General features: G+C 70.5%; 20 protein-coding genes. 9 read left to right on the top strand and 11 right to left on the bottom strand.

Annotated elements, in window-relative coordinates:
• Window positions 1-10 precede the first annotated feature (10 nt).
• On the top strand, window positions 11-313 hold the full coding sequence (locus ABZ803_RS10765) for a hypothetical protein (RefSeq protein ID WP_040871049.1): 303 nt from the start codon (window positions 11-13) through the stop codon (window positions 311-313).
• Window positions 314-318: 5 nt separating this feature from the next.
• Here ABZ803_RS10765 and ABZ803_RS10760 read toward each other — a convergent pair whose 3' ends face one another.
• Window positions 319-1104, bottom strand: coding sequence for a class I SAM-dependent methyltransferase (locus ABZ803_RS10760; RefSeq protein WP_063052003.1), 786 nt, complete (start codon window positions 1102-1104; stop codon window positions 319-321).
• A gap of 112 nt (window positions 1105-1216) precedes the next feature.
• On the opposite strand from ABZ803_RS10760, the gene ABZ803_RS10755 reads away from it, so the two are divergent.
• Window positions 1217-2389: a glycosyltransferase family 4 protein gene (locus tag ABZ803_RS10755; RefSeq protein WP_357035166.1), complete on the top strand. Its 1173-nt coding sequence runs from the start codon at window positions 1217-1219 to the stop codon at window positions 2387-2389.
• Window positions 2390-2594: 205 nt separating this feature from the next.
• Here ABZ803_RS10755 and ABZ803_RS10750 read toward each other — a convergent pair whose 3' ends face one another.
• The gene (locus ABZ803_RS10750; protein WP_357035163.1) at window positions 2595-4487 is read right to left on the bottom strand and encodes a hypothetical protein; all 1893 of its coding nucleotides are present in this window, start codon (window positions 4485-4487) and stop codon (window positions 2595-2597) included.
• A gap of 463 nt (window positions 4488-4950) precedes the next feature.
• Between ABZ803_RS10750 and ABZ803_RS10745 the strand changes: the two genes are divergently transcribed.
• Together ABZ803_RS10745 and ABZ803_RS10740 are read left to right on the top strand one after the other, a co-directional pair.
• Window positions 4951-6123, top strand: a complete 1173-nt coding sequence (locus tag ABZ803_RS10745; RefSeq protein ID WP_357035440.1) for a polysaccharide biosynthesis protein — start codon at window positions 4951-4953, stop codon at window positions 6121-6123.
• 22 nt (window positions 6124-6145) lie between these two features.
• A complete protein-coding gene (locus ABZ803_RS10740; protein ID WP_357035160.1) occupies window positions 6146-6511 on the top strand; it encodes a VOC family protein in 366 nt (121 codons plus the stop codon).
• Between the two features lie 70 nt (window positions 6512-6581).
• Here ABZ803_RS10740 and ABZ803_RS10735 read toward each other — a convergent pair whose 3' ends face one another.
• Window positions 6582-7742: a DUF3068 domain-containing protein gene (locus tag ABZ803_RS10735; protein WP_357035157.1), complete on the bottom strand. Its 1161-nt coding sequence runs from the start codon at window positions 7740-7742 to the stop codon at window positions 6582-6584.
• A gap of 203 nt (window positions 7743-7945) precedes the next feature.
• Between ABZ803_RS10735 and ABZ803_RS10730 the strand changes: the two genes are divergently transcribed.
• Window positions 7946-9130, top strand: a complete 1185-nt coding sequence (locus tag ABZ803_RS10730) for an acyltransferase (RefSeq protein WP_357035154.1) — start codon at window positions 7946-7948, stop codon at window positions 9128-9130.
• An 18-nt stretch (window positions 9131-9148) separates the two neighbouring features.
• Here the strand turns inward: ABZ803_RS10730 and ABZ803_RS10725 are convergent, their stop codons facing one another.
• The 5 genes from ABZ803_RS10725 to ABZ803_RS10705 all read right to left on the bottom strand — a co-directional run bounded on the left by ABZ803_RS10725 (window position 9149) and on the right by ABZ803_RS10705 (window position 16115).
• Entirely contained in the window at window positions 9149-9586 is a 438-nt protein-coding gene (locus ABZ803_RS10725; RefSeq protein ID WP_210750374.1) for a DinB family protein, read from the bottom strand.
• Between the two features lie 180 nt (window positions 9587-9766).
• Window positions 9767-14083, bottom strand: a complete 4317-nt coding sequence (locus tag ABZ803_RS10720) for an alpha-(1->3)-arabinofuranosyltransferase (RefSeq protein ID WP_357035436.1) — start codon at window positions 14081-14083, stop codon at window positions 9767-9769.
• A gap of 73 nt (window positions 14084-14156) precedes the next feature.
• A complete protein-coding gene (locus tag ABZ803_RS10715) occupies window positions 14157-14327 on the bottom strand; it encodes a DUF2613 domain-containing protein (protein WP_083864100.1) in 171 nt (56 codons plus the stop codon).
• A 150-nt stretch (window positions 14328-14477) separates the two neighbouring features.
• Complete coding sequence (locus ABZ803_RS10710) at window positions 14478-15572, bottom strand: isochorismate synthase (protein ID WP_357035151.1); 1095 nt, start codon at window positions 15570-15572, stop codon at window positions 14478-14480.
• Window positions 15573-15641: 69 nt separating this feature from the next.
• Complete coding sequence (locus ABZ803_RS10705) at window positions 15642-16115, bottom strand: universal stress protein (protein WP_357035148.1); 474 nt, start codon at window positions 16113-16115, stop codon at window positions 15642-15644.
• Between the two features lie 327 nt (window positions 16116-16442).
• Between ABZ803_RS10705 and ABZ803_RS10700 the strand changes: the two genes are divergently transcribed.
• The 3 genes from ABZ803_RS10700 to ABZ803_RS10690 all read left to right on the top strand — a co-directional run bounded on the left by ABZ803_RS10700 (window position 16443) and on the right by ABZ803_RS10690 (window position 19653).
• Window positions 16443-17603 (top strand): glycoside hydrolase family 3 N-terminal domain-containing protein, encoded by a 1161-nt coding sequence (locus ABZ803_RS10700; protein ID WP_357035145.1) that lies wholly within the window; start codon window positions 16443-16445, stop codon window positions 17601-17603.
• 99 nt (window positions 17604-17702) lie between these two features.
• A complete protein-coding gene (locus ABZ803_RS10695) occupies window positions 17703-18302 on the top strand; it encodes a TetR/AcrR family transcriptional regulator (RefSeq protein ID WP_040870930.1) in 600 nt (199 codons plus the stop codon).
• A 112-nt stretch (window positions 18303-18414) separates the two neighbouring features.
• The gene (locus tag ABZ803_RS10690; RefSeq protein WP_357035142.1) at window positions 18415-19653 is read left to right on the top strand and encodes a DUF5685 family protein; all 1239 of its coding nucleotides are present in this window, start codon (window positions 18415-18417) and stop codon (window positions 19651-19653) included.
• A 100-nt stretch (window positions 19654-19753) separates the two neighbouring features.
• Here the strand turns inward: ABZ803_RS10690 and ABZ803_RS10685 are convergent, their stop codons facing one another.
• Both ABZ803_RS10685 and ABZ803_RS10680 read right to left on the bottom strand, forming a co-directional pair.
• On the bottom strand, window positions 19754-20644 hold the full coding sequence (locus ABZ803_RS10685; RefSeq protein ID WP_357035139.1) for a MaoC/PaaZ C-terminal domain-containing protein: 891 nt from the start codon (window positions 20642-20644) through the stop codon (window positions 19754-19756).
• Window positions 20641-21999 carry a 3-oxoacyl-ACP reductase gene (locus tag ABZ803_RS10680; protein WP_357035136.1) on the bottom strand — a complete coding sequence of 453 codons (1359 nt, stop codon included), beginning with the start codon at window positions 21997-21999 and terminating at the stop codon, window positions 20641-20643. The genes ABZ803_RS10685 and ABZ803_RS10680 overlap by 4 nt, the downstream gene beginning before the upstream one ends.
• Window positions 22000-22208: 209 nt before the next feature.
• Between ABZ803_RS10680 and ABZ803_RS10675 the strand changes: the two genes are divergently transcribed.
• Window positions 22209-23531: an acetyl-CoA C-acetyltransferase gene (locus tag ABZ803_RS10675; RefSeq protein WP_040870928.1), complete on the top strand. Its 1323-nt coding sequence runs from the start codon at window positions 22209-22211 to the stop codon at window positions 23529-23531.
• A gap of 70 nt (window positions 23532-23601) precedes the next feature.
• Here the strand turns inward: ABZ803_RS10675 and gnd are convergent, their stop codons facing one another.
• Window positions 23602-24630 (bottom strand): phosphogluconate dehydrogenase (NAD(+)-dependent, decarboxylating), encoded by a 1029-nt coding sequence (gnd, locus tag ABZ803_RS10670; RefSeq protein WP_357035133.1) that lies wholly within the window; start codon window positions 24628-24630, stop codon window positions 23602-23604.
• Between the last annotated feature and the right edge of the window lie 541 nt (window positions 24631-25171).

Genomic DNA, 25171 nt, shown 5'->3' with positions numbered 1-25171 from the left:
AGTCCGAGTCATGGCGGTGCAAGTGATCGGCCGGTCGCTGATGACCAGCGATCAAACCGAGCATCAGGCTAAATGTGTCGGCCACGGCGGGTGGGTGGTCTCCTTCCTACCCGGCCGTACCTTGACGATCGAGCAGGCGACCGCGGCTATGCAGGCCGCGGAGGCGGTCGCCGCCGTAGGGATGCTGGCCGATCTGGTCGGCCTCACCACGCTCGAGACCGTCGGACTGGCCATGCGGGAATCGCCGTGGAGCGAGCCCGTGCACGCGCCCTGCGGTAAGCGGCACTGGCGCCGCGGGTGGCTGGAGGCTTAGCTCGGCTAACTTTTGGTTGCCACCACGACCAGATTGCTCACAAGTAGCTCACGCACCATCGGCACCCGGACCAACCACCACGCCCAGCGGGGGTGGTAACGCGGGAAGACGGTGTGCACCTCCGCCGGAGTGCCTGCCGCCCAGCGCAATCCGTCCGCCGCCCGCACCGCGAACAGCGAGGTGCCGAACCTGTTCTTGGGTTCGCGCCCGTGCTTGCGCCGGTACCGGCGCGCGGCGTACTCACCACCGAGGTAGTGCCAGGGTCCGGTCTCGTGCCCACCGAACGGGCCGTGCCACACCGTGTAGGAGAGCACGATCAACCCGCCGGGCCTGGTCACCCGCACCATCTCGTCGGCCATCACCCACGGCTTCGAGACGTGCTCGGCGACGTTCGACGAGAAGCAGATGTCGACGGCGTCGTCACGGAACGGCAGTGCCATCCCGGATCCGCGGACCGCGCCCGCCACCGAGAGCCCCGCGGCGTGCATCTCCGTCGGGTCGGGCTCCACCGGGATGTAGCTCGCCCCCGTGCGGGCGAACTCGTCGGCGAAGTAGCCCGGCCCCCCACCCACGTCCAGGATCGTCGCACCGTCCAGTGACCGGCCGGTGAGGTCGGTGTAGAAGTCGGCGATCATCGCCGAGGTGTCGGCGGCCAGACCTCCGTAGAACAGCGCCGGATCGGTCTGCTCGAACCGGAAACTGCCGAGCAGCCGCAGCGACCGGCGCAGGGTCGCCCGGCGGGCGAACCGGGGCGAGTCGCTGCGCGTCGGCGTCGTTTCGGCTTTGAGCACGGCGCCGAGTCTCGCACAACCCCGATGCTGGGCATCTCGGGCGGGTGCTCGGGTTAGGGTGTAGCGCGACATCCGACGTTCCCACCACCTACCGACCGAGAGAAGCTCCACCGTGCGCGAAGTCCTCCTGCTCTGCTGGCGTGACACCGGGCACCCGCAGGGCGGCGGCAGCGAGCGGTACCTCGAGCAGGTCGGCGCGCAGCTCGCGGCGCGCGGGGTCAAGGTCACCCTGCGCACCGCCCGCTACCCAGGGGCGCCGCGGCGGGAGCGTCTCGACGGCATCGATATCAGCCGCGCGGGCGGCCGGTACACGGTGTATCCGCGAGCGCTGGCCGCACTGCTGCTCGGCAGGATCGGTCTGGGCCCGTTGCGCGGCCTGCGGCCGGACGCGGTGATCGACACCCAGAACGGCATCCCGTTCTTCGCCACCGCCGTCACCGCCGCGCCGTCGGTGGTGCTCGTGCATCACGGCCACCGTGAACAGTGGCCGGTGGCGGGCCGGCTGGTCGGCCGCATCGGCTGGTGGATCGAATCGCGGCTGTCTCCGCGCGTGCACCGGCACAACCAATATCTGACCGTTTCGCTCCCGTCGGCGGAGGAATTGGCCACGCTCGGTGTGGACCGCACGCGAATCGCGGTGGTCCGCAACGGAGCTGAACCTGTTCCAGTCGACGCGCCCACCGGCGCCGCGGAAACCCGTACTCCCGCACCCACTGTCGTGGTGCTCTCCCGTCTGGTGCCGCACAAGCAGATCGAGGACGCGCTCGCGGCCGTGGCCCGGCTGCGCGACCGCGTTCCCGGCCTGCGCATGGACGTGATCGGCGACGGCTGGTGGGGGGACAACCTGCGGGACAACGCCCGTGAACTCGGCATCGCCGACGCCGTCACCTTCCACGGGCACGTGGACGAGCGCCGCAAGCACGAACTCCTCGCCCGCGCATGGGTGCATGTGCTGCCGTCCCGCAAAGAAGGCTGGGGGCTCGCGGTGATCGAAGCCGCCCAGCACGGCGTGCCGACGGTCGGCTACCGGAGTTCGCGCGGACTCACCGATTCCATCGTCGACGGCGCCACCGGAATCCTGGTCGACGACGTCGCCCAGTTGGCCGATGCCGTCGGTGATCTGCTGGAAGACCCCGGTGCGCGCACGGTGATGGGTGAGAAGGCCCGCGCTCGCGCTCGCGAATTCTCCTGGGAGCAGACCGGGAACGGCGTCTACGAAGTGCTGGCCGCGGCCGCCCGGGGCGAGCACACGAGCGGGTTGCTCGCACCCCGCACGGTCGACTGAACGACACTTCGCCCGAAGTCGGCGACCGGTCTTCCGTCGACCCGTCCGCTTTGTGCGGAACGCGCCGCGTGTGGGAAGCCATGTCCCGCAGGCATATTCGCCAACGCTCCACCTGCGCGTCCGATCTGTCACGGGAGCTGCGCATCGAACCCGCGCCCGTCCATTTTGTCTGTACCACCGGCGGGCGGTCGCGGGGGAGTGTGCCTCAGTTCCGCGTCCTGCTGCGCGATCGCGCGTGTGCGCCGAGGGCGGCGAGTGGGCCTGCGACGAGCATCGCGCCCCAGAGCAAGTGGGCCGCGGCGGCGACGGCCCGGTGCGCGGTCGTCGATCGACCCCGCTCGACGACACCGGGCACGCGATACAGCGCGAGGTCGGCGTCCTCGTAGACCCGCTCGACGCGGGCCAGGGTCGCGGCCGATTCACCGAGCGGTCCGGGGGTGGTTCGCTCCACGAGGACCCAGCCCACTCCGAGGCGGGCCAACTCCGCGGGGGAGCCGCCACGCAGCAGCAGGGTTTCCACTTCTCTGGCGCGGGTGCCTTCGCCGGATACCGTGCGCCCGCGTACGGGCAGCTCACCGGTCTGCAAGACGTCGTTGGGCAGCATGCGCGGCGCCGGGTCCAGCACGGGTGCGGCCCCGCTGTAGCGGAACTTGCGGAACATCCCGCCCGGCAGTACGGCGACGTCGCCGGGACCGTCGACCCGGTCGGCGACCTGCTGCCAACCGGCGGGATAGCGCACCGGGCGGACAGCCCCACCGGCGCCCCAGGCGAGGTCGTACAACGGCAGCACCAGAAGCGCGACGAAGACCACCGCGACCGTGGACGTCACGGCAGGCGCCGCCGTCGCGGGCCGATCCGCCGACTCCCGCCGGGACGACAGACGCCGGGCGGTGACCGCGCATCCCGCCGCCGCGCACAGGGCATAGGCGGGCATGGCCAGCGCCACGTACTTCTGGGTGTCCCGCAGCAAACCCGCACCCGGTATGTGGGCGACGAGCCACTCCAGTGCGCTCATGCCCCACGCCGTCGCACCGAGCGCGGGAAACAGGATCGCGACCACCGCGAGCAGCAGCAATATGCGGCGGACGTGGCGATTGTCGGGGTCGGCACCACCGGTGGCTACGGCGCGAACACCCAGCGCGACGATCAACAACAGCGCCAGAGTGCCGATCGCGGCCAGCGGTGTGGTTCGCGAATCCGGTACCGCCTCGGCGTTCCAGATCCCGCCGAGTCCGGCCAGGCTGCCGAGCGTGCCGAGACCGGGTTCGCCCCGCGCGGCGAAGGCCGCGATACCCGCGGGATCCGACGGCTCGGCGCCCGCACCCGACAGCGCGGTCGCGACGAGCCATGGCGCGGAGGCGGCGAGCCAGAGGACGAGCGCCGCGAGGAGTTGGCGCCGATGGACCAGCGCGAAGGCGGTCACGCCCGCCAACAACGCACCGGTCGGGGTGAGCCCGGCCGCGGCGAGTGATCCGGCCAGTGCGGCCCAGGTGGATACCGCGGCGGTCTTCGGCGCCGCCGACGATGTCGCGGCCTTATCGAAGTGTTCGGCTTGCCGCGGTGCGGGACGTCCGCTGAGGCCGTTCGCGTGCTGTGCCGGTGCGTTCGAGAGAGTCCGCCTGCGCCGTTTCGCGGTGGCCGTGGATCGGAGGCGGTACGCGGCCAGCGCCGTCCATGGCAGCGCGGCGTATCCGGCCAGCAGGCTCCAATGCCCTTGTAGCAGGCGCTCGGCCACGTACGGGTTCCACAACGCGACCGTCGCGGCCACCAGTTGCGGGCCGAGCGACGCGCGCAGCAGTTCGCGCGCGAGCGCCGCCGCCCCGTACGCCGCGGCCCACAGCGCGACGACGAGAATCGCTTTGACCAGCAGCCCGCCGTCGACGAACGCCGACAGCACGGCCAGCAGCGCATCCTGCGGCACCGCCCGTGGCGCCGCGTCGCCGAGGCCGAGCGCCGAGTCGGTCGGATAGCTACGCGGGGTGCTCACCGCGTCGCGTACGAGCAGGTATCCCGGCCGCAGCAAGGGTGCGGTCACCAGCAGCGCCCCGGCCGCGCTGTATCCCGCAGCCACCGCTCGGTCTCGACCGCTCCCATTCACGCCTGAGCACTGTACGTCCCGCTCTCTTCCGTCGCCGAGTCAGCGGGGCCCGCGGGTCTCGGTGTCCGGGCTCGGTGGATTGATGCTGGTCGGCGCTGTCCGGCGGCACCTGCACGGAGTACGTGCGCAGTTCCGGCTTCGGTAGGACGGGCGGATCGCGTGTCTGTTCGGCCAGGCGAGGTGTGCAGTGATCGGCGCCCCACCGTCGACCGGACAGTCGTTGATTCACCTACCGGTGACGCCGATCCCCGCCTGTACGCCATGACAGCGCTGTCGTGACGCGGTCGGTCTTGCCCGACGGCAATATCCTGTACGGCGTCCCGGCCCGATCCACGGCGAGCGCCGTTCGCGCTGCGGCGGGGCGGGACGGGCAACGGCCTGCGCGGGTGGGACGATGGGCCACGTGTCTGCTGTCCGTCGGTTTCCTGTGGTGGCGGATCTGACGTGGGTGACGGCGGGTGCGATGACCGCGAACGTCGCCGGATATCTGTTGCAGCTGCTGGCCGGGCGGTGGCTGGGAGTCACCGGCTACAGCGAGTTCGCGAGTCTGCTCGCCGTGCAGCTGCTGTGCGCGGTTCCGGCGCTGGCGTTGCAGAACGTGGTGGCGCGGGAACTCGTGCGCGGCGCGGGGACGGCTGCGCTGCGCGGGCTCCAGTGGCGGTGCGCGGTGATCGTGGCCTTGGCGGCCGCGGCGCTGGTGCCGCTGGTCGCCGTCACGTTGAACGTGGGGGTGGCCGCCACCGCGGCTGCGCTCGGTGCGGCGCCCGCGCTGGTGCTGTTGTCCGGTGAGCAGGGAATGTTGCAGGGCGGCAGGCGGTTTCGGGCGTTGGGGACGGTGCTCGGCGCCGCCGGGATCGCCCGGGTCGCGCCCGCGCTGGTGATCCTCGCGCTCGGCGGCGGCGCGACGCTCGCCCTGTGGGGCGCGGCCTGCGGGGTGGCGGTGGCGGCGCTGCTGGCCAGGATCGTCGCCGGTGCGCCGTCCGCGCGCGTCCGCGCTGTGGAGGCGGGTGAGGTCGCCGCAGCTCCCGGCGTGCTGCCGGTGCTGCGGGCCGCCCAGGTGCAGGCGGCGATGATGGCGCTGTCGTCGGCGGATCTCATCGTGGTGCGGATCGTGCTCGACGACGTGGACGCCAGCCGCTACGCACTCGGCACCATCGCCACCAAGATCGCATTCTGGCTGCCGCAGGCGGTCGGTGTCGTGCTCTACCCGCGAATGGCCCAGCCGACGCACTCCGCGAGCGCGATCCGGGCGGCATTGGCGGTGCTCAGCGGGATCGGCCTCGTCGCGGTGCTCGGCGCCGCGCTCGCCGCGCCGCTCGCTCCGCTGCTGGCCGGCGAGGACTACGCCCCGATCCAGGGCTTGCTGTGGGTGTTCGCGCTGCACGGCGCTCTGCTGGCCGTGCTGCAAGGCGCGGTGCTCTCGGCCATCGCCGTGGACCGCACTTCGCTGGCGATGGTCGCCTGGCTGGGGCTGGCCGTCGAAGTCACCCTGATGCTGTCACTGGCCCGCTCGGTTCCGGCGCTGATCATCACGGCGGTGTCGGTGGCCGCGACCACCACCTTCGTGGTCGCCGTCATCGTCCTGCGCGCGGCAGACCACACGGCGCGCCCCGGACCGCTTCGCCCCGTCGGCTGACCCCACCGCCTACGATCGTTCCATGATCACCGCGGTGCACACCCTGGTCTACGCGGAGGATCCTGACGCGGCGCGCGCGTTCTTCCGCGACGTCCTGCGCTGGCCGCACCTCGACGCCCACGACGGCTGGCTGTTGTTCGCTCCCGGCCCGAGTGAACTCGGCGTACATCCCACCGAAGGCACGCCGTGCCACGAGATCTCGCTGATGTGCGACGACCTGGACCGGACGACGGCCGAACTGGCCGCCCGTGGAGCACGGTTCGAAGGGGAGGTCACCGAGCGGGGTTTCGGCCGATGCGTGGACCTGTGTATTCCCGGCGCGGGCACGATGCTGCTGTATCAGCCACGGCACCCGGTCGCCTATCCGCTCGGCCGCTCCGAACCCTGAGAACCCCGTGAACGACTTCGGCTCCCCAGCCGGTAGGCGGGGGAGCCGAAGTCCGATGGCGATCAGCCGGTCAGGGCTGCTTGTCGATCCGAATCTGCTCCGTCGGCGCGTCGTCGGCGCCACGGTTGGCACGCGGTGCGGGTGCGGTCGGAGCCGCGCCGCTCGGACGCTGACCCGGGAAGCCGCCCGCCCGCGCGGGCGTCGGAGCCGAGCCGCCGCGGATGCCGAGCACCACACCGGCGATCAGCGCGATCACACCGAGGACGCCCAGGATGATCGGCATCACCCGGCCGTACAGCGACAGCTTGTCGATGTTCTCCTTGGCCACCGAAAGCTGCGACTCGATCGTGTTCTCGTCGAACACGATGTGCGACTTCAGCGCGGTGACCTCCGGCTTGTCCGCGGTGCGCGAGTAGTAGAGGTGCAGCGCCTCGCCACCCTTGACGACCGTGCCGGTCTTCGGCTCCACCCACAGGTCACGGGTGTTGGTGTAGTAGCGGGTCATGGTCACCGGGGCGTCGCCGCCCTCCACGCCCCACTTGGCGGCGGGCAGGCTCAGCCGGTTGGTCGGCGCCTGCACGACGTCCCACAGGCTGGTGGCGGGCACCGACATCTGGAAGTGGTAGACCTTGGTGCCGTTGATCTCGGTCTCTTCGAGGAAGTTGGCGTCGAAGGTCTTGCGGACGTTGAGATCGAAGTACGGGTAGGTCTTCTTCTCGGTGCCGATCGGGAACCGGTACTGCAGACCGGTGTGCTGCACCGGCTCGGCGAGGCTCTGGCCCTCGAGGTTCGCGGTCACCGCGATCGAGCCGTTGGGCTCGGTGCCGACCGGCTCACCGGTCACCCGGTCGATGGTCACCCGATCGACGGTCGCGGTGAGCAGGCCGGTGTCGCCCTGCTTGTCGATGCGCCGCAGTGTCTGGCCCGCCTGCACGGTCATCTGCTCGGCGTCGGCCGGGTCCTCGACGGTGAGGAAGCGCTGCGAGACCAGCGGGACATTGGTGTCGACCTTCGCCGCGCCTTCCGGAGCGGTCAGTGACTTGGAGTCGAGCACCAGACTGTCCTCACCCGGCTGGTTCGTGGCGATCGTGGTGATCTCCAGATCGAGGGGAGTTTTGGCCAGCTTGTCGACGGTGTAGGTCGGGATCATGATTGCGGCGACGATCAGCAACGCGCCGAGACCCACGAGCAGGCAGGCCACCGTCCTTCTGGTACCGGCACTCAGTGCCATGCAAACTCTCCTCGTCGTAGAACACAGGTCGCTCCGGCGAGCACTGCGGGCAGGCCGCGGCACTCGTGAGCCCCGACACTAACAGTCCGATGTCGTACCATGCGGCGTCGAGGCCGAAACGGCCGAGAAATCGCCCGAGTCTAGCGCGAAATCTGAAACGCCGGGTTATCAACTGTGGATTCGCCAAGGCAGACTGGAGCCCGATGACAGCGACCCTGCCCACCGCCGCGCCGGCGACCGAACGGGTGCGCCCGCGCGCCTTCGTGCCTGCCTTGGAAGGCATGCGCGGAATGGCCGCGCTCGGCGTGCTGCTGACCCACGTCGCCTTCCAGACCGGCGCCGCGGGCACACCGGTTGTCGGCCGGGTGTGGGGCCGGTTCGATATGGCGGTGGCGGTGTTCTTCGCCCTGTCCGGGTTCCTGCTCTGGCGTCCGCACGCCGCGGCAGCGCGCGGGCTGGACACCGCCCCGCCGGTCGGCTACTACCTGAGACATCGCGCCGCTCGCATCCTGCCCGCCTACTGGGTCGTGGTGTGCGCGGTTCTGGTGCTGCTGCCCAGCGCCGCCGGGACGGCGGGCTTGCGGGTGTGGGGGTCGAACCTGGCGCTTTTGCAGGTATTCGTGCCGCTGACGCTCACCGACGGCCTCACCCAAATGTGGAGCCTCTCGGTGGAGGTCGCCTTCTATCTCATGCTGCCCGTGTTCGCGTTCGCGCTGGTGCGCCTGCGCGGCTCCGCGGCGCGGCGGCGGGTTCCGGTGCTGCTCGCGCTCGCTGTGCTCAGCCTGAGCTGGAACTTCATTCCGGTGCCGACGCCCGACGCGATCCACGCGGACAACTGGCTGCCCGGCTATCTGCCCTGGTTCGCCGCGGGCATGATCCTCGCCGAACTCGCCGAACATAGCGTCCGGCTATCACGGTGGTGGAAAGTCGGGGCGAATCAGCCGCTGATGTGGACCGTCGCGGTGTGCGCCTTCCTGCTCGCGGCGACCGATCTGGCCGGTCCCGCCGGGCTGAACCGGGCCGAACCCTGGCAGTACGTAGTGAAGATGGGGCTCGGCGCGATCATCGGGTTCGCGCTGCTCGCGCCGCTGGTGCTGCGCGACCCGGCGGCGCGCGCGCACCGCTGGCTGGAGTCGCCGGTGGCCGCGACGCTCGGCCGCTGGTCCTACGGCATCTTCATCTGGCACCTCGCGGTGCTGTCGATCGTGTTCCCGGTCTTCGGCATCCTGCCCTTCCAGGGGGACTTCGGTTACGTCCTGGCCCTCACGATCGCCGTCACCCTTCCGGTCGCCGCGGCCAGTTACGCGCTCATCGAGGAGCCGGTGCGGCGCTGGGCCCGCCGCCGGGACCGGGTGCGGCGCAACGCGGAGCCCGAGCCCGCGCCCTGATCTGCCGCCGGCGCGCGGTCAGCCGTCGAGTTGCCGGTGCATGTCCAGCAGGTGGTGACGCAGCTCGTGCAGGGTGTGCACGGCGAGCCAGCGCAGGGAACGATCCGCGGGTTCGGGATAGGGGAAGCCCAGGGTCCGCTCCCAGTCGTCGTCGCCGAGTCGCTCCAGCACGTTCGCGAACAGCAGGGCGGCGTCGCGGATCTGGCGAGCAACGTCCGCGGGGTTCTGTTCGGCGTATCCGTCGTGCTCGACGCGCTCGTCCCGGCCCATCGCGGTAGCGGGCGGGTTGTCCGAACGACGCGCGGCCAGCACGCGCTCGCGCTGGGCGAGCAGTACGTCGCGCACGTGGCAGGCGTACTCCAGCGGTGACCACACGTCCGGCTTGCCACGCCGGCGTAACTTGCCGATGTCGGCGCCGAGCAGATCGGCGTATTCCACTGCGTGCTCCCGCGCCAGCGACGGCACATCGGCCGCCGAAGCCAAGTCGTAGACGAAACCGCATTCGGCACAGGTGTTCACGCGGGGTCACGTTAGCAACGAGTGCGCTTGCGCCGCACGGCGAATGCGCACTCGTCGAGCCGAACGCCTCGCGTTCGCGCTGACGGGTGCGGTGGGGTTGTCGATCGGTGCGGCCCGTCAGTCCCCGACCGTCGGGGAATGCGGCTCGTCCGCCCCGCTCGCACCGGCCCGATCGGCGTGCTTCGGCCGGGGCAGCGCCGCGATGCCCACCGCGATGATCGCGAGCAACGCGGGCAGCTGCACCAGCACGGAACCGCCCATATAACCGTCCGGCGAGCGCCACGGGCCCGTGGACAGCGCGGCGGCGGAGAGCATGGTGCCCGCGCCCGCCACTACGACGAGCGCACGCGGGGTGACATACCGCGTGAAACGGGTTGCGGCCAAGGCGATCACCGTGGCGGCGGCCCCTACCGGGCCCGCGATCACGGTGGCCGCACCGGTGAGCCCTAGCGCGCCCATCCAGCGTCGGCCCCAGGTACCGCTAGCATCGGCGCTCGCATCCGGCTGCTCGGCGGGCACCTCCGATTCCGCTCTGCCCGCCTCGGCCCGGGTGGTACCCGGCCGCGCGCGGCGGGGGAAGGCCAGAACCGCGAGCGGCAGGAGCAGCAGCAGGCCGCCGAAGATGCCGAGGCGGTACCACCGGTCGTCCGGGAAAGCGATCGTCACCGGGCCGGTGGCGTCGGCTGGCAGCAGCCAGGCCTGCTGCCAGCCGTCCACCACCACCGGTTTCAGCACATGGCCGTCCGCGCTGGTCGCACGCCATCCGACGTTGGTGCTCAGCGGCAGCACGAGCAGTCGCGTGCCCGCCTCCGGCGCGGGTGCCGCCGCGGTTTCCGTCCCGCTTCGGTGCAAGCGCAGCCGATCCACGAAGAACAGGTCGGTCGGCCCGACCGCCACGTCGGCCCGGCCCTGCGGCAGGGCGAACTCGCTCGGTATCCCGGCCTCCGGCTCGCCCGCGCCGTCGGTGCACACCCGGGCGGGAACGGGTGCGCCGGAGCGCAATTCGCCGACGGTGGCGGTGACCGACGTGCGCAGCGTCCGACCGCCCGCATCGATCGTCGGCCCCAGCGCGCACGGCACGGTGATCTCGCGGTCCAGTGCGGCGGCCGGGGGGTAGTCCGGTCCCAGCACCGTCACCTCCGCCAGTCCTGGCGGCTGGGTCTGGACGAACCCGAGCGCGGTCCGGTCCAGCACCGGCCGCCAGGTTCGCATGCTGAGTTCGATGCGGTCGGTCACGGTGGGATGCAGGGAGATTCGGATGGGTGTGCCCGAGTCGTCGTCCTCGAGTTCACGCACCTGCGGGCCGTCCCCGAGATTCACCGTCACCGAGGTGGGTGTCGCGGGCAGGCCGCCGAGCGAGGGGGTCAGCTCGAGGCCGGTCACCAGCGTGGGCTCGGGCAGCTCGAGGGTGAGCGTCGGCCTGCCGCCGGTCGGCTCGCGCACCGAGGCCTCGGGCGCGGTCCAGCTCGTGCGCGGATCGCCGTCGGTCGCGGCGAACGCGGCCCCGCGCAAGTCGCCGACGTCGGCCTTGCCCCGGGCCACCGGCCTGGCGTGGTCGGTGAGCAGCGCCTCCAGGGCCGGGCCCTGCCTGGTGCGGACGGTCAGTTCCGGGGCGACCGACATCGGTTCCGGGACGGTCAGGGTGCGCTGGAACGCGCCGGGTTCCTCCGGGGCCAGAGCGAGACCTTTGCTGCAACGCACCCGGTCGGGTGCGTCGAAACACGCGCTGCGGCCGGGAAATTCCTGACCGAGATCCCAGCCGCGCAGTCGCGCGCCCGCTGGAGCGGACGGAACCACGGTCCGATGCCTGATATCGACGCGGACCGGCGCGTTACGCACCGAATAGTCGTCCAACGCGAGTTCGCTGATGCCGAATTGCCCACCACCCGATCCGCCTTCGGTGCGAATGGCGGTGATCGTCAGCCAGTCCGTGCGGCCGGCGGGAAGCGAAACCGAGACCGGCGCACCGGGTTCGGGCACCCGGACGGAGACGGTGCCGTTCGCGGTGCGCACCTCGATCCATTTGACCGGGTCGCCGATGGCGGCCGAACTGGTGGTCAGTTTCAGCTGCCCGGTCTGGATCGGATGGTCGAGATCGAGTCGCAGCCACTGTCCGAGCGCGCGTTCGATGCCGTTGCTGATCCACGCGGTGGCCGGATCGCCGTCGACGACGGCCGCGGTGGAACTTCCCGGCGCGGCGCCGCCGAGCTGCGTGGCGTCCGCGGCCGAACTGGACGCGGTGATCGTGGCGCCGGACCATTCGCCGCGCACCAGTTCCGCGCCGGGCACCGGATAGTCGGGCACCAGATTGTGCGTGCGGCGCGCGTCGTCGGGGGCGCGCAACGCCGAGTTGTGGTTGTCCACCCGGCCGAAATCGGCTTCGCGATCCATCGGCGTATCGGTGACCGTCACGGGGCCGATCGGCAACCCGGCCCCGATCGCGTCGGCGGCGAGCAAGCCGGGCGTCCGGGCGGCGGCAGGGTCGCGGCGCATCCGCTCGAACACTTCGGGTCCGCCCTGGACCACCGGAACATCGCCCAGCGGGACGGTATACGCGCCGGGGAACGCCTCCGGCGCACCGGTACCGCCGCGCACCTCGGCGGGTGTGCCCCGCGCAGGCGCGTCGACCCGGTAGATCTCGACCGCCGGATACGGCGGGCGCAGGTCGCCGTCGGCCACCAAGCCGTCGGCGAGCACCACCGATTCGATCGGGTTGCCGAACTCGGCCACCTTGCGCAGACCGGGCGACTCGTCGAGCGCCTGGTGGGCCAGCATCGGCCGGGTCGATCGGGAGGTCTCCGGGTCGAGATCGTTGCGCAGGACGACGACGCCGATGCCCTGAGCACTCAGCGTCGCGGCCAGGCCCGCCGAGGGCCTGCCGTCGGCGATGAGCCGCTGCACCGAATCCATCGCGCGGATGGTGCCGGGCGGGTTCAGCGGCACCGCGTCGCGGATCGCCCACGGCGTTCGGGCCAGCGCTTGCAGCGGTTCGTCGCGCGTGAGTCCCCAGATCTGGCTGCCGAAGGGGGCACCGGGCACCACCAGGGCGCGGGTGTCGGAGGCATTGTTCGCGAGCCAGTCCGCGGTCTGCTGCCAATACGCGGGGACCCGGTCGTAGGCGCCGCGCGGCGCGAGCTTGCCGGTCCAGGCCAGTGAGCTGGACAGGGCGAGCGCGGTGAGGATCAGCGCCGCCACCGCGACCGCGCGGTCCCGCTCCGGATGCGCGAACGCGCCGCGCCAAACCCGGAAAGGAACGGAGGCGGGCAGCGGAACCCGGGCGAGCAACTGCGCCAACCCGAGCACGAGTGGGATGCGGATCAGCGGCTCCAGCTTGTGCACGTTGCGCAGCGGAGCGCCCCCGGAGTCGAGGAAGACGCGTACCGACTCGGCGAACGGGCCGCTCAGCTCACCGACGAATCCGGCGCAGATGCCGACCAGCCCGACACACAGGATCAGGACGAGCCTGCCTCGGTACGGCATGGATCGCAGGGCCAGGCCGGCCATGCCCGCCGCCGCGACCAGCCCGGTCGCGAGCACCGCCGCCGGCTGGGTCACCAATACCGCGCCCGCTATACGTTCCGGCGAGACGAACGGGGTCCAGCTGTCGGTGCCGCGCAGCACCTCGCCCAGCGAGGCCCACTGCGTCGTCACCCCCGACGACTCGATGTAGTCCAGGAACGGCGGACTCACCTTGCCCAGCAGCAGCAGCGGAACCGCCCACCAGAACGTGGCCAGCACCAGCAGCGGAATCCACGCCGCGGTGAAACGCCACCAACGGCGATCCGGCCGATGGGAGCCGCGTCGCGCCGGGGCGAGCGCAGGCGAGGCAGCCGCCCACCACAGCAGCGCGGGCAGGAAGGCGGCTACCGTCGCGACCGCGTTGACCGAGCCCATCAGGGCGAGCGCCAGAGCACTGCCCGCGGGCGACTCCGCGCCACCCCGCCGCCGGGCGCGCCCGGCGACGCCGAGCGCGGCGGGTGCGAGCAGCACCCACGGCGCCAGCATCATCGGCAGTGTCTCCGAGGAGATCGACCCGACGGTGGTCAGGACCCGAGGCGACAGCGCGAACGCGAGCGCGGCGACGACCCGCGACCCGCGCGTTCCGATGCCGAGCGCCTCGCACAGGCGCACGATCCCCCAGAAACCGGCGAGCAGCAGCAGCGCCCACCAGACCCGCTGCGTCACCCAGGCGGGCACGCCCAGCAGATGACCGAGCGAGAAGAACGCGCCGTGTGGGAAGAAGTATCCGTAGGCCTGGTTCTGCACCTGGCCCATCGGCGCCTGACTACTCCACAGATGTGCGGCGCGCGCGAGAAAGCCGAGCGGATTCTGCGCCAGGTCGTATTTCGTATCGGCGACCGTGAGTCCGGGCGCCTGGACGAAGGTCAGCAGGAACGCCGCGAGGACGGTCGCGGCGAACCAACGTCTGCCCAGCGGCGCGGTGCTGTGCTGCCCCGGCGCCGCGGAAGATCCGAACGAATTCGCGGTTGAAGCGGAGGTCAGCGGGTCAGCGGCTGCCGTACTCAACGTTGTTCAGCAGCGAGGAGTCCTTGTCGCCGCTGCGGTCGATTTCCGGGCGCGAGTTCTGCTGCACCGCGAGGGTGATGAGGAAGACACTGAGCACGCCCAGCACGGCGCCCGCGACAGCACTCGCAACACCCGGGACAGCAAACTTCATCGCGGCACTCCAATACGTCGATGCAGGCACGTTCCCGGCCAACCTAGCAGGACGTCCGGTATTTGTATGCGTTCAGGCCGGGGAATCTCCGGTGAGCACGCTTCGGCCGGCCCTGTGGACCACGCGCCGGATCACTCGGAGGCGGGTGCGTCAGTGGGTGGGAAGAGCGCAGTGCAGCGTGCCGAGCAGGGTGCGCAGTTTGGCGGTGGTCTCGTCGAGTTCCGTCTGCGGATCGGAGGCCGCGACGATGCCGCCGCCCGCGTACGCCCGCACCGTACGACCGTCGGCCGAGAGTTCCGCGCAGCGGATGGCGACCACCCAGGCGCCGTCGCCGTCCGCCGCGCACCAGCCGACGGCGCCTCCGTAGAAACCGCGGTCGTCCTCGATGTGTGTGATGGCGTCCAGCGCCAGATCGGTGGGAGTGCCGCAGACCGCCGGCGTGGGGTGCAGCAGCAACGCCAGGTCCAGCGCGGTGATCGTGGTGTCGCGCAGGCGCCCGGTGATCGGCGTCGCCAAATGCCACACCTCGGGGGTGCTGACCAGCTCCGGGCTCTGCGGAATCGACAGTTCGGCGCAGACCGGTCCGAGCCGCTCCCGGATCCAGTCGATCACGAACGCGTGCTCGTCGCGATTCTTGGTGCTGGCCAGTAGTTCTCGGGCCTGCGCGGCATCGGCGCCTTGATCGAGCAGCCGTGGCGCGGTGCCGGCCAGCGGGCGCAAGGTCACCAGGTCGCCTTGCCGGGCGATCAGCACTTCGGGCGTCGCGCCCACCAGCGTCGCGCCGGGGCGTCCGGCCGGAGTGAGATCGACCGCGAAGACGTTCGCGTGCGGGTGCCTGGTCAGCAGGTGCCCCGCGACGACCTCCGGGTCGAGCGCGGACTGTGCCTCGGCCAGCACCGAACGCGCCGCGACCACCTTGCGCAACGGTTGCCCGGGATCGTTGAGCTGCTCGACCAATTTGGTCACCCGCGCCACATGCTCCGCCCGGCTCGGTATCTCGGTCACCACGCGTACCGCGGGCAGGTCGGGCAGTGCGGCGGGCCGCCATGGACCCGCGGTGTGCACGGCGCGCTCCGGCACGCTCAGCGCCGCGGGCTCGCGCGGATCGAAGGGCAGCGCGCCGACCACGAGCCGCGCCCGGCCGTCCCGCAGCGCGGCCCGCGCGCGTCGCGCGTCGTCGAAGAAGACCCGGCTCCCATGACCCCGAACAACCCCGTCGGCCCGAGCAAGCAGGAACCCATCCATGACCCCAACCTAGCCCCGTCGCCGCGCCCCATCGCGGTGGAGCGATCCAGATCTCACGCCGGGCGCGGGTCAGGAATTCTTGCCGGGCGGGACGAGCAGGACCGGGCGGTGACAATGCCTGAGGACGGCGTCGGCGACGCTGCTGTGCAGCAGCGCGCGGATCCCGGTGGCGCCCCGCGTGCCCGCGACGATGATGTCGACGTCCAGTTCGTCTGCGCAATCGACGATGGCGTTCCAGATGGTGGTGGTGCATTCCGCGGTGCGCGCCTCGGCGTTCAGGCCCGCCAGTTCGGCCAGCCGCACGCCCTCGGCATTGGTGGCGCGCGCGTCGACGTAGGCGATGTCCTCGATCTCGTCGTCCGGCACCCATTCCGGTTGCATGACACCCGACAGCCCGGACAGGCGAGCGGCTTGACGCACCATGGGCTCCCAGGCGGTCAGCACGACGGCGCGGTTCGCGCTGAGAAATCGCCCGGCGTATTCGACGGCCCGCTTGGCGTTCTCGGAGCCGTCGTAGGCGATGAGCATCAGATCGCAGGGCACGATGACCTCCTGAGGGAGACACAGGCGACACCTCGAGATTACCCCGCGCAAGCCCGGGTGAACCGGCTTGTCAAGTGGTGTGACCTGCGTAAACGCCTCGCGCCGCGATCCGCTGCGTCTGAGCAGTCTCCCGGGCGACTCGCCCGCATGCGACGGCGGGCCCTGCGAATGGCGGCCGCCGAAATCACGATGCGGACAAGGCGGTGACCCATCGGTCCGGTACGGCCGAGTGCGAGACAACGATTCGGTACCGGTGCGTGAGTTACCCGTCCGGTAGCGACGTAGCGACTGCGGTCGCGCACGTCACCACGAGTACGGTTGACCTCTATGCGGAAGACGCCTCTGCTCGTCCTCACCGTTCTCGCCGCCGTCGCGACTGCCTGCTCGAACGGCGGCTCCAACGAGTCGGCGTCATCGAGCACCACCACGCCCGAAGCGACCACCGCGGCGATTCCCGTCACCAGCGCGGCGCCGCCGGACTGCAACGCGGGGTATCTCGCTCAGTTCACCACCCGCGCGAAACTCGCGCAGTTGCTGACGGTCGGCGTCACCGGCGCCGACGACGCCACGAACGTGGTGCGCGACGAGCAGATCGGCGGCATCTTCGTGGGCGGATGGACCGACCAGGCGCTGCTGTCCTCCGGCCAGATCGCACAGGTGAAGCAGGCCGCCAAGGTGCCGCTGATGGTGACCATCGACGAGGAAGGCGGCCGGGTCTCGCGGGTGCGCGACCTGATCGGCGCGGCTCCGTCGGCGCGGGAAACGGCGCAGACCATGACCCCCGAGCAGTTCTACGACGCGACGGTGACCAGAGGCCGTGCGCTGAAGGATCTCGGCGTGACGGTGGACTTCGCCCCCGACGTCGACGTCAGTTCCCAGCCGGACGACTCGGTCATCGGCGACCGCTCCTTCTCCGACGATCCGAACGTGGTCACCCGCTATGCGGACGCCTACATCCGCGCGATGCGCGAGGTCGGCGTCGGCACCGTGATGAAGCACTTCCCCGGTCACGGCTCCGGATCCGGCGACTCGCACACCGGCGCGGTGCGCACCCCGCCGCTGGACCAGATGCAGCAGGTGGACCTGATGCCATTCCGCAACCTGATCGGCTCGGGCGCGGCCGTGATGGTCGGCCACCTGGACGTGCCCGGTCTGACCACACCGGATGTCCCGGCCAGTATCAGCCCGGAGGCGATGCGGTTGCTGCGCGACGGCAGCGGCTACGGCGCCGCGCCGTTCCAGGGCCCGATCTTCACCGACGACCTCGGCGGCATGGCGGCGATCACCAGCCGGATGTCGATCGAAGACGCCGTGGAAGCCGCGCTGGTCGCCGGTGCGGACAGCGCCTTGTGGATCACCACCGACGCGGTGCCGCAGGTGCTCGACCGGCTGGAGCAGGCGGTGTCGAGCGGACGGCTGCCGATGGCGCGGGTGGACGCGTCGGTGTTGCGTGTGGCCGCGTTCAAGGGTGCGTTGCCGCGCTGCTGAGGCGCGCCGCACGGCCGAGTCGGGCGACCGGTGAGCAAATCGGACCGCCGGAACTTACCTTGGAGTAATATATGAGATTCACCTGTGGTAGGAGTGTGGATGGCGGGCGGTACGAAGCGGCTTCCGCGGGCGGTACGCGAGCAGCAGATGCTCGACGCCGCCGTGGAGGTCTTCTCGCGTAAAGGCTTCCACGACACGTCGATGGACGCGATCGCCGCCGAGGCGAAGATCTCCAAACCGATGCTGTATCTGTACTACGGTTCCAAGGACGAACTGTTCCGCGCCTGCATCCAGCGGGAAGGGTTGCGCTTCATCGAATCCGTCGCGCCCGCGGGCAACCCGCTGCTCACCCCGCACGAGCAGGTGCGCACCGCGCTGGAGGGCTTCCTCGGCTTCGTCGACCGCAACCGGCGTTCCTGGCAGGTGCTCTACCGGCAGGCCATCGGCCAGCAAGCATTCGCCTCGGAGATCGAGAACGCGCGCGAACGCGTCATCGAGCTGACCGCCAAACTGCTGGAATCCAGCGCCAAGCACGCCGAGCCCGGGACGAACTTCGACGTTGTCGCGGTTGCCGTGATCGGCGCGGGCGAGGCCATCGCCGACCGGTTGGCCAGCGGCCGGATCGAGGTCGCCGAGGCCGTCGACCTCCTCGACGATCTGGCCTGGCGCGGTCTGGCCGGTCGGAAGAAAACCGAGTAGCCCTCCTTTTGCCCGTTTCGGTTGCTTCGGCGCCGCCCTCCTGCCACAGTGCGTGAGTTCGCAAAACAGCGGGCCGGCTCACGCGATCGAGCCGGGGAGGATCGGGGCGGAAGTGTTCGGGTTGCTCAGGCCGTGTGCGCACGGCGCTCAGAAGTATGGAATCGATGCGGCGGAGTGGCAGGCGCATCTGTGCGGTCTGTGTCTCGGGCTGCGGGACGGGCACGGTCAATTCGCTCGCGCCACCACCAACAAAGACGCGCTGGTGCTGAGCATGCTCACCGAGGCGCAGTCCGGTTCCGCGGCACGCACCACCGCGGCGCCGTGTCCGCTGCGCGGGATGCGCCGGGCGTCGGTGGTCACCGCCGACTCACCCGGCGTCCAGCTCGCCACCACAGCGTCACTGCTGCTGGCATCGGCCAAGATTCGCGATCACGTGGACGACGGTGACGTCTCCGCGATCGCCCGCAGGCCGCTGGCGAAAGCCGCGACGCGATGGAACCGGGAGGCGCGCGCGGGCGCGGCGCGGATCGGCCTGGACGTCGAGCCGCTCATCGCGGCGCTCGACGCGCAGGTGCGCTTGGAGCAGGAAGCGAAAGAGCTGGTCGCCGTGGGTGGTTCGGGCGCGGGATCGGTGCCGGAATTACTTGCCGCTTCGCCGCACTGGCGCTCGGCGATGGCGCCGTCGGCCGATCCGCTGGATCGCTTGACCGCGCCGACCCAGCTGTGCGCGTCCGCGTTCTTCGCGCATACCGCCGTGCTGGCCGATCGTTCGGACAATATCGACGCGTTGCGGGAGGCGGGCTGGCAGTTCGGGCGGATCGCGCACCTGGCCGACGCCGTCGCCGACTACGACGACGACGCCACTCATGACCGCTTCAACCCCCTCGCGGCTACCGGCACCACCGTGCCCGAGGCTTACGAACTGCTCCGGCAATCGAATTCGAGCCTGCGCGCCGCCGTGGCGGCGGCCGAGCTCAGCCGGGTACCCACCGTCCGCTGGATGCTGCTCGACCCGCTGACCGCGGTGCTGCGCCGGCTCGGCGGCGGGCTCGGCGCACTCGCCGCCCACACGTGCGCGGTGTCGCCCGACGCCGAGTTCCGCGCGCACGCTCGCGGAAGAAGCGGCCACCGTCCGCCGACTCGTCGCCCGGGTATCGGCGAATCCCTCACGCTCGTGCTGGGCGGCTACTGCACCGGCTACGCGTGCTGCGCCGACCACACGCAACCGTGCACCGGTGAACGCAAGGACGCGTGGATCAAGAACTGCGATTGCGGCGATTGCGGCGAGTGTGACTGCGGCTGCTGCGATTGCGGGGATTGCAACTGCTGCGACTGCGGATGCGACTGCTGATCGGTGCCCGACGGACGCGCGGCGGCAGGCAGGCCGATGTCACCGGAAAGCGCGAAGCCGCATTCCGATTCACGCGAAGCGGAATGCGGCTCCGGCTTGTTCAGCGCAGGGTCGCCGTCAGATGCGGGTACCCCTTCTTCGGATGGCGCAGCGCCAGGTCCCAACCGCCTTCGGCCTGATCGGCATACAGGTTGACGGTGGAGGGCAGCAGAATCGGCTTACCGAACTTGACCGAGTACGTGGTCTGCTCCGGAATGCGGCCCTCGACCGCGCCGAGCACGGTCGCCGCCGACCACATGCCATGAGCGATCGACCGGGGGAAGCCGAACGCCTTGGCGCCCAACGCCGAGGTGTGGATCGGGTTGTGGTCTCCGGACGCGGCCGCGTACCGGGTGATCGTCTTCTGATCCACCCGCAGCGTGCGCAGCGGAGGCGGCGGAACCTCGTCCGGCTTCGGCTCCTGCTTCGGACCGCCCGACAACGAGGTGCGCTGCTGGTGCAGGAAAGTGGTGACCTGGTGCCACACCAGCTCGCGACCCACCTTCACATCGCTGATCGCGTCCACGAGCAGGCCCTTCGGGTGCTCACGCAGGTTCTCGATGTGTGTGCGGATGTCCAGCGGCTCGCTCACCGAGATGTCCCGGGTCCGCTCGATGACGTTCTGCGCGTGCACCGCGCCCACCGCGACGAACGGAAAGTCCCGCGCCACCACCAGCTGCATGGCCAGCGGGAAGGTGAGGATGAACGGATAGGTCAGCGGCAGCGCGTCGCCGAACCGCAAACCGGTCGCGCGGCAGTAGGCGGCCAGGTGATCGGGGTCCACCCGCAACCCGTCGAGCTGAACCGCCCGGTCCGGCAGCGCCGGCTTGCGCGCCGACAACAGCGGCACCGCGCCGATCGCCGCCTTGACGAACAGGCGGCTGTTCTTCGGCGGTTCGGTGAGGGTGATCACCTGGGTCTTCTCCTTGCCTGCCGGAGCCTGGGTCATCATGCTCCGATCAGGCTCTGCCCGCACACCCGGACGACGTTGCCGGTCACCGCGTTCGACGCCGGGCTCGCGAAGTAGGCGATGGTCTCGGCGACGTCGACGGTCTGGCCGCCCTGCAGCAGCGAGCTCATCAGTCGTCCCGCTTCCCGGGTGGCCAACGGGATGGCGGCGGTCATCGCGGTCTCGATGAAACCGGGCGCGACGGCGTTGATGGTGATGTTCTTCTCCGCCAGCTTCGGCGCCTCGGCGTTCACCATGCCGATGACACCCGCCTTGGAGGCGCCGTAGTTGGTCTGGCCGCGGTTGCCCGCGATACCCGCGATCGAGGACACGTCGATCACGCGACCGCCCTCCTTCAGCGCGCCCCTGGCCACCAGGCCCTCGGTGATCCGGTGCGGCGCGGCGAGATTCACGTTGATGACCGAGTTCCAGCGGCCCTCGTCCATGTTGGCCAGCAGCTTGTCCCTGGTGATGCCCGCGTTGTGCACGATGATGTCGATGCCGCCGAACCGCTCGGTGGCGAATTCGGCCAGCTTCTCCGCCGCGTCGGGCGCGGTCACGTCGAGCGCGAGCGCGGTGCCGCCCACCTTGTTCGCGGTCTGCGACAGCGCCTCGCCCGCGGCCGGGATGTCGGCCACGATCACCTGGGCCCCATCGCGGGCGAACACCTCGGCGATGGTCGCGCCGATGCCGCGCGCCGCACCGGTCACCACGGCGACCTTGCCGGCCAGCGGGCGGTCCCAATCGGCGGGTGCGCTCGCGTCGTCCTTGCCGACCCGGATGACCTGGCCGTCGACGAACGCCGACTTCGCCGAGAGCAGGAAGCGCAGGGTCGATTCCAGGCCGGTCGCCGCGGCGGACGCCTCGGGGTGCAGGTAGACCAGCTGAGCGGTCGAGCCGCGCAGCAATTCCTTGGCCACCGAGCGGGTGAAGCCCTCCAGCGCGCGCTGCGCGATCTGCTCGTCCACGCCGCCCGCCAGTTCGGGCGTGGTGCCGATGACCACGATGCGCCCGGACGCGGTGAGGCTGCGCAGGGCGGGCTGGAAGAACTCGAACAGCTGGGAGAGGTCCTCGATGGAGCCGATGCCGGTGGCGTCGAACACCAGGGCGCCGTACTTGGTGCCCTGGCTCAGCGCGTCGGCGAAGTCGTAGTCCGACAGCAGGGCGCGCACCGGCTCGGCGACCCGGCCCTTACCGCCGATCAGCACCGGGCCCGACAGCGGCGGCTCACCCTTGACGTAGCGGCGCAGTGCCTCCGGCTTCGGAAGGCCGAGCTTGCTGGCCAGGAACGCGCCAGGTGCGGAGTGTACGAACGATCCATAGAGGTTGGGAGCACCCTTGCTCTTGCTGGCTGCCACTATTCCTACCTTTTCTGAGTTCTGTCTCTCGGGTCTGGGGTCGCCCCGGCATGGTTTGCTGGCGCACTTTTGCGGGGGTACGTATCGACATTAAACTTACTCCAGAGTAAGTTTAATGTAAACAACCGCGACGGGGCGCCGAGCAGTGCGGAATGTCCGCGCTCGACCGGGCCGCCGGGACATCCATCCACGAGACCTTGGAGACTCGAGTGACTAGCAAAGCCCGTTCGGCGAAGAGCACCGCCAAGACCGGTAAGACCACCCGTCCGGTCGCGATCGTGGGTGGCAACCGGATTCCGTTCGCTCGCTCCGACAAGGCGTACGCCCGCGCCTCCAACCAGGACATGTTCACCGCCGCGCTGGACGGGCTGGTGAGCCGTTTCGGCCTGCAGGGCGAGCGGCTCGGCATGGTCGTCGGCGGCGCAGTGCTGAAGCGGGTCGGCGAGCACGGCCTGATCCGGGAGAGCGTGCTCGGCAGCAAGCTGAGCCCATACACCCCGGCGCACGACCTGCAACTGGCCTGCGGCACCGGACTGCAGGCGATCGTCACCGTCGGTGACGCGATCGCCGCGGGCCGGATCGAAGCCGGTGTCGGCGGTGGCACCGACACCACCTCCGACGCTCCGATCGGGGTGAGCGAGGGCATGCGCGAGTGGATGCTCGACGCCAACCGCGCCAAGACCGGCAAAGACCGCCTCAAGCTGGTCGGCCAGCTGCGCCCGAGCATGCTCGGCATCGAGATCCCGCGCAACGCCGAGCCGCGCACCGGCTTGTCCATGGGTGAGCACGCCGCCATCACCGCCAAGGAGTTCGGTGTCCCGCGCGAGGCGCAGGACGAACTGGCCTACCTGTCGCACAAGAACATGGCGGCCGCCTACGACCGCGGTTTCTTCGACGACCTGATCACGCCGTTCCTCGGCCTCACCCGGGACGACAACCTGCGCCCGAACTCCTCGATCGAGAAGCTGGCGACGCTGAAGCCGGTCTTCGGCGTCAAGGCGGGCGACGCGACCATGACCGCGGGCAACTCCACCCCGCTGACCGACGGCGCTTCCGCGGTGCTGCTGTCCAGCGAGGAGTGGGCCGCCGAGCACAAGCTGCCCGTGCTGGCCCACCTGGTCGACAGCGAGGTCGCCGCGGTCGACTACATCCACGGCCCCGACGGCCTGCTGATGGCGCCGACCTACGCGGTGCCGCGCCTGCTCGCCCGCAACGGCCTGACCCTGCAGGACTTCGACTACTACGAGATCCACGAGGCGTTCGCCTCGGTGGTGCTGGCCACCCTGGCCGCGTGGGAGTCCGACGCCTACTGCAAGGAGCGCCTCGGCCTCGACGGCGCGCTCGGGTCGATCGATCGCAGCAAGCTCAACGTCAACGGGTCGTCGCTGGCCGCGGGCCACCCCTTCGCCGCGACCGGTGGCCGTATCGTCGCCTCCACCGCGAAAATGCTGGCCGAGAAGGGCTCCGGCCGCGCGCTGATCTCCATCTGCGCCGCAGGCGGCCAAGGCGTGGTCGCCATCCTGGAGCGCTGACCGCGGGCGTAGTCGCACACCACGAAGGTGGTCCGATCGGATTTCCGGCCGGACCACCTTCGCGTTTCGCCTACTCGCCGGGCAGTTCGAGATGCCCGCCGAAGGCTTTGCGCATCGCCGAGAGCACCTTGTCCGCGTACAGCGCTTCGCCCCGCGAGGAGAATCGCGCGAACAAGGCGGACGACAGCACGGGCACGGGTACGCCGGTGTCGATGGCGGCATCGATCGTCCAGCGGCCCTCGCCGGAATCGGATACCCGGCCGCTGTAGGAATCCAGGTTCGGGTCCGCGTGCAGTGCGGCGGCGGTGAGATCGAGCAACCAGGACGCGACCACCGACCCGCGCCGCCACACCTCGGTGATCTCCGGTACGTCGAGGTCGTACTGGTAGTACTCGGGGTGCTCCAGCGGCGTCTCCTCCGCGGAGAACTCGCCCGTGTGCTCGGCCCCGTAGTTGGCTCGCCGCAGCACGTTCAATCCTTCGGCGTAGGCCGCCATCGCCCCGTATTCGATGCCGTTGTGCACCATCTTCACGAAGTGACCCGCACCCACCGGCCCGCAGTGCAGGTAACCGAGTTCGGCGGTGGACGGTTCGCCGGTGCGTCCCGGGGTCCGCTCCGCCGCACCGACGCCCGGCGCGATGGATTTCAGCAGCGGGTCCAGGTGCTTCACCGGCTCGGACTCGCCGCCGATCATCAGGCAGAAGCCGCGGGTGCGGCCGAACACCCCGCCCGAGGTGCCGATGTCCACGTAGTGGATGCCCTTGGGCCGCAGCTTCGCGGCGCGCTCGAGGTCCTCGTGGTAGCGGCTGTTGCCGCCGTCGATGACGATGTCGCCCGGCTCGAGCAGTTCGGCGACCTGCTCGATCACCGCCCCGGTCGCGCCGGCCGGGATCATCACCCAGACCACGCGCGGGGTCTCCAGCATGCCGACGAACTCGGTGAGATCGGTGCTGCCCCGGAAGCCGTCACCGAGCTCGGCGCGCAGTTCGTCGATGTGGGCGGAGCGCCGTTCGTATCCGACCGCGGTGTGCCCGTCCTCGAGGACGCGGCGCACGATGTTCGCGCCCATCCGGCCGAGGCCGATCATTCCCAGCTGCATGCCATCCATCTCCCTTGCGTATGCGAAGTGTTGCGGCGGGATCGTCCGGTTCGATTCTCCCGCGTGGGATCGATCACGGTCGGGCTCGCGGGTGTAACGCCGCCCGCGACGGTCCGATAAACAGGTCGGCTCCGCGCAGTTGCCAGACCCCCGACCCGGCAACTGCGCGGTGCCTCTTTGTGTGGTGTACCCGGTTCTTTGCGCGGGATGTGCGCTATGTCCGTGCTGTGCCGATCGCGGTCGGCGGGACCACTATCGTGATGGGGACTCGCATCGGTGCGGGTCCACAATTCAATCGAACGGGGAGGACGGTTCGTGACGAGCCAGCCGAGCACCGGAGGACGCGGCCCACATCCTGGTGGCGAAGTCGGATGGCGCCAGCTCCTCGGGGCGGAGCGACCTCCGGAATCGGACCGGTCGGTCGCATGGAGCGGCGACGCGCAGCCCACGCAGCCCCTGCAAACTACCCCGCGCCGGCCCGCGCCCCCGGCACCCCGGCGTGCGTCCGCGCGTCGTCCGATCTCCACCCCGCCGCCGAAGC

Origin of the sequence: Nocardia sp. NPDC047648, assembly GCF_040642815.1 — a bacterium.
GTDB classification, from domain to species: Bacteria; Actinomycetota; Actinomycetes; order Mycobacteriales; family Mycobacteriaceae; genus Nocardia; species Nocardia gamkensis.
Note: the sequence above shows the minus strand (reverse complement) of the source record. Positions and strands in the feature narration are given on the sequence as shown.

What these genes read in the sequence shown, in the direction of transcription:
- ABZ803_RS10715 (WP_083864100.1), bottom strand. Translation starts at nt 14,327, where the DNA reads ATGAAGTTTGCTGTCCCGGGTGTTGCGAGTGCTGTCGCGGGCGCCGTG.
- ABZ803_RS10695 (WP_040870930.1), top strand. Translation starts at nt 17,703, where the DNA reads ATGGCGGGCGGTACGAAGCGGCTTCCGCGGGCGGTACGCGAGCAGCAG.
- ABZ803_RS10710 (WP_357035151.1), bottom strand. Translation starts at nt 15,572, where the DNA reads ATGGATGGGTTCCTGCTTGCTCGGGCCGACGGGGTTGTTCGGGGTCAT.
- ABZ803_RS10735 (WP_357035157.1), bottom strand. Translation starts at nt 7,742, where the DNA reads ATGGCACTGAGTGCCGGTACCAGAAGGACGGTGGCCTGCCTGCTCGTG.
- gnd (WP_357035133.1), bottom strand. Translation starts at nt 24,630, where the DNA reads ATGCAGCTGGGAATGATCGGCCTCGGCCGGATGGGCGCGAACATCGTG.
- ABZ803_RS10685 (WP_357035139.1), bottom strand. Translation starts at nt 20,644, where the DNA reads ATGATGACCCAGGCTCCGGCAGGCAAGGAGAAGACCCAGGTGATCACC.
- ABZ803_RS10730 (WP_357035154.1), top strand. Translation starts at nt 7,946, where the DNA reads ATGACAGCGACCCTGCCCACCGCCGCGCCGGCGACCGAACGGGTGCGC.
- ABZ803_RS10740 (WP_357035160.1), top strand. Translation starts at nt 6,146, where the DNA reads ATGATCACCGCGGTGCACACCCTGGTCTACGCGGAGGATCCTGACGCG.
- ABZ803_RS10765 (WP_040871049.1), top strand. Translation starts at nt 11, where the DNA reads ATGGCGGTGCAAGTGATCGGCCGGTCGCTGATGACCAGCGATCAAACC.
- ABZ803_RS10745 (WP_357035440.1), top strand. Translation starts at nt 4,951, where the DNA reads ATGACCGCGAACGTCGCCGGATATCTGTTGCAGCTGCTGGCCGGGCGG.
- ABZ803_RS10700 (WP_357035145.1), top strand. Translation starts at nt 16,443, where the DNA reads ATGCGGAAGACGCCTCTGCTCGTCCTCACCGTTCTCGCCGCCGTCGCG.